The 2,994-nt window shown below is 70.9% G+C and carries 2 protein-coding genes; both read left to right on the top strand.

Going from position 1 to position 2,994, the window contains the following annotated elements:
* The first annotated feature begins 48 nt into the window (after positions 1–48).
* Complete coding sequence (locus tag CA983_RS42180; protein ID WP_086605924.1) at positions 49–2,328, top strand: FdhF/YdeP family oxidoreductase; 2,280 nt, start codon at positions 49–51, stop codon at positions 2,326–2,328.
* Positions 2,329–2,385: 57 nt separating this feature from the next.
* Positions 2,386–2,874 carry a PaaI family thioesterase gene (locus tag CA983_RS42175; protein ID WP_086605923.1) on the top strand — a complete coding sequence of 163 codons (489 nt, stop codon included), beginning with the start codon at positions 2,386–2,388 and terminating at the stop codon, positions 2,872–2,874.
* The last annotated feature ends 120 nt before the right edge of the window (positions 2,875–2,994 follow it).

Here is a 2,994-nt window from a genome sequence, read left to right as displayed (position 1 = left end):
GGGAGGATCGGAGACGTACCTCACAGCGCAGTCGAAGGGGAGCGTGCGATGGCGACGAAGCCGCCCAAGGGTGATCCGGTCCAGGACGCGCCGCAGGTCGCCGGGCCGAAGCACGCGGCAGCGGGCCTCCCCGCGATCGGGCACACGCTGCGCGTCGCCCAGCAGCAGATGGGCGTGAAGCGCACCGCGCTGACGCTGCTCAGCGTGAACCAGAAGAACGGCTTCGACTGCCCGGGCTGTGCCTGGCCGGAGCCGGAGCACCGGCACAAGGCGGAGTTCTGCGAGAACGGCGCGAAGGCCGTCGCCGAGGAGGCCACGCTGCGCCGGGTCACGCCCGAGTTCTTCGCCGCGCACCCGGTCGCCGACCTGTTCGGCCGCAGCGGCTACTGGCTGGGACAGCAGGGGCGCCTCACCCACCCCGTGTACCTCCCCGAGGGGGGCACGCACTACGAGCCGGTCACCTGGGAGCGCGCCTTCGACATCATCGCCGAGGAGATCGCCGCCCTCGGCTCCCCCAACGAGGCCGTCTTCTACACCTCGGGCCGCACCAGCAACGAGGCCGCGTTCCTCTACCAGCTGTTCGCCCGCGAGCTCGGCACGAACAACCTGCCCGACTGCTCGAACATGTGCCACGAGTCGTCCGGCTCGGCCCTGTCGGAGACGATCGGCGTCGGCAAGGGCAGCGTCCTGCTGGAGGACCTGTACAAGGCCGACCTGATCATCGTCGCCGGCCAGAACCCGGGGACGAACCACCCGCGCATGCTGTCCGCCCTGGAGAAGGCCAAGGACAACGGGGCGAGGATCATCAGCGTCAACCCGCTGCCCGAGGCGGGCCTGGAGCGCTTCAAGAACCCGCAGACCCCGCAGGGCATGCTCAAGGGCGCCGCGCTGACCGACCTGTTCCTCCAGATCCGCATCGGCGGCGACCAGGCCCTGTTCCGTCTCCTCAACAAGCTGATCGTCGAGACGCAGGGCGCGGTCGACGAGGCGTTCGTGCGGGAGCACACGCACGGCTACGAGGAGTTCGCCGAGGCCGCCCGCGCCGCCGACTGGGACGAGACGCTCACGGCGACCGGCCTGACCCGGGAGGACATCGAGAAGGCCCTCCGTATGGTCCTGGCCTCCGAGCGGACCATCGTCTGCTGGGCGATGGGGCTCACCCAGCACAAGCACTCGGTGCCGACCATCAGGGAAGTGGTCAACTTCCTTCTCCTGCGCGGCAACATCGGCCGCCCGGGCGCGGGCGTGTGCCCGGTGCGCGGCCACTCGAACGTGCAGGGCGACCGCACGATGGGCATCTTCGAGCGCCCCGCCCCGGCGTTCCTGGACGCCCTGGAGAAGGAGTTCGGCTTCGCCCCGCCGCGCGAGCACGGCTACGACGTCGTACGGGCCATCCGCGCGCTGCGCGACGGCGAGGCGAAGGTCTTCTTCGCCATGGGCGGCAACTTCGTCTCCGCGTCCCCGGACACGGAGGTCACCGAGGCGGCCATGCGGCGGGCCCGGCTGACCGTGCACGTGTCGACGAAGCTGAACCGCTCACACGTGATCACGGGCGCGCGTGCCCTGATCCTCCCGACGCTCGGCCGCACCGAGCGCGACCTCCAGGGCAGCGGCGAGCAGTTCGTGACCGTCGAGGACTCGATGGGCATGGTGCACGCCTCCCGGGGGCGGCTGGAGCCCGCGAGCCCGCAGCTGCTGTCCGAGCCGGCCATCGTCTGCCGCCTGGCCCGCCGCGTGCTGGGCGAGAACAGCGCCACCCCCTGGGAGGAGTTCGAGAAGGACTACGCGACGATCCGGGACCGCATCGCGCGCGTGATCCCCGGCTTCGAGGACTTCAACGCGCGCGTGGCCCGCCCCGGCGGCTTCACGCTCCCGCACGCCCCGCGCGACGAACGCCGCTTCCCCACGGCCACCGGCAAGGCCAACTTCACCGCCGCGCCCGTGGAGTACCCCAAACTGCCCGAGGGCCGCCTGCTGCTCCAGACGCTGCGCTCGCACGACCAGTACAACACCACGGTCTACGGCCTCGACGACCGTTACCGGGGCATCAGGAACGGCCGCCGGGTGGTGCTGGTCAACCCCGAGGACGCGCGCGCCCTGAGGCTGGCGGACGGTTCGTACGTGGACCTGGTCAGTGAGTGGAAGGACGGCGTGGAACGCAGGGCGCCCGGCTTCCGGGTCGTGCACTACCCGACGGCCCGGGGCTGCGCCGCCGCGTACTACCCGGAGACCAACGTGCTGGTGCCCCTGGACGCCACGGCGGACACCAGTAACACCCCGGCCAGCAAGTCCGTCCTGGTGCGTCTGGAACAATCGGCGACCGACTGAGCGTTTGCTCAGCCACAGAGGCGACCGCATGATCTGGACGAACGGAGACCGGGCCCCATGGGTGAACAGCAGCATGTGAAGTTCCCGCAAGAGGTCATCGACGAGTACGCCGCTCTCGGTGTGGACCTCTTGGCCCTGTTCTCCGCGGGCCACCTCGGGACCCGGATGGGCGTCCAGATCGTCGAGGCCTCGGCGGACCGGGTCGTCGGGACGATGCCGGTCGAGGGCAACACCCAGCCCTACGGCCTGCTGCACGGCGGGGCCTCCGCGGTGCTGGCCGAGACGCTCGGCTCGGTCGGCTCGATGCTGCACGGCGGCAGCTCCAAGATCGCCGTGGGCGTCGACCTGAACTGCACCCACCACCGCGGCGTGCGCTCCGGCCTCGTCACCGGTGTGGCCACGCCCGTGCACCGGGGACGCACGACCGCCACGTACGAAATCGTCATAACCGACGAAAACGACAAAAGGGTGTGCACGGCCCGGCTGACCTGTCTGCTGCGCGATGTGAACCCGGGCGACGAGGAACTCATCCGCGCCGCGAGCTGACGCCACGCCGCCGGCCGATGCCGGGCCGGCCGACGTAGGGAAAACCCTGGAGGGGCGGGCGCGCTCTTGCCGCGACCGCCCCCGGGCGCTTCACTGACGACGCCCCACCCCCCACAGGAG

Source organism: Streptomyces swartbergensis, from assembly GCF_002148965.1.
Classification (GTDB): Bacteria; Actinomycetota; Actinomycetes; order Streptomycetales; family Streptomycetaceae; genus Streptomyces; species Streptomyces swartbergensis.
This window is presented reverse-complemented; position numbering and strand designations above follow the sequence as displayed.

Bases quoted from the DNA above. Each gene is read 5' to 3' on its own strand.
- CA983_RS42180 (WP_086605924.1), top strand. From the start codon at position 49: ATGGCGACGAAGCCGCCCAAGGGTGATCCGGTCCAGGACGCGCCGCAG.
- CA983_RS42175 (WP_086605923.1), top strand. From the start codon at position 2,386: ATGGGTGAACAGCAGCATGTGAAGTTCCCGCAAGAGGTCATCGACGAG.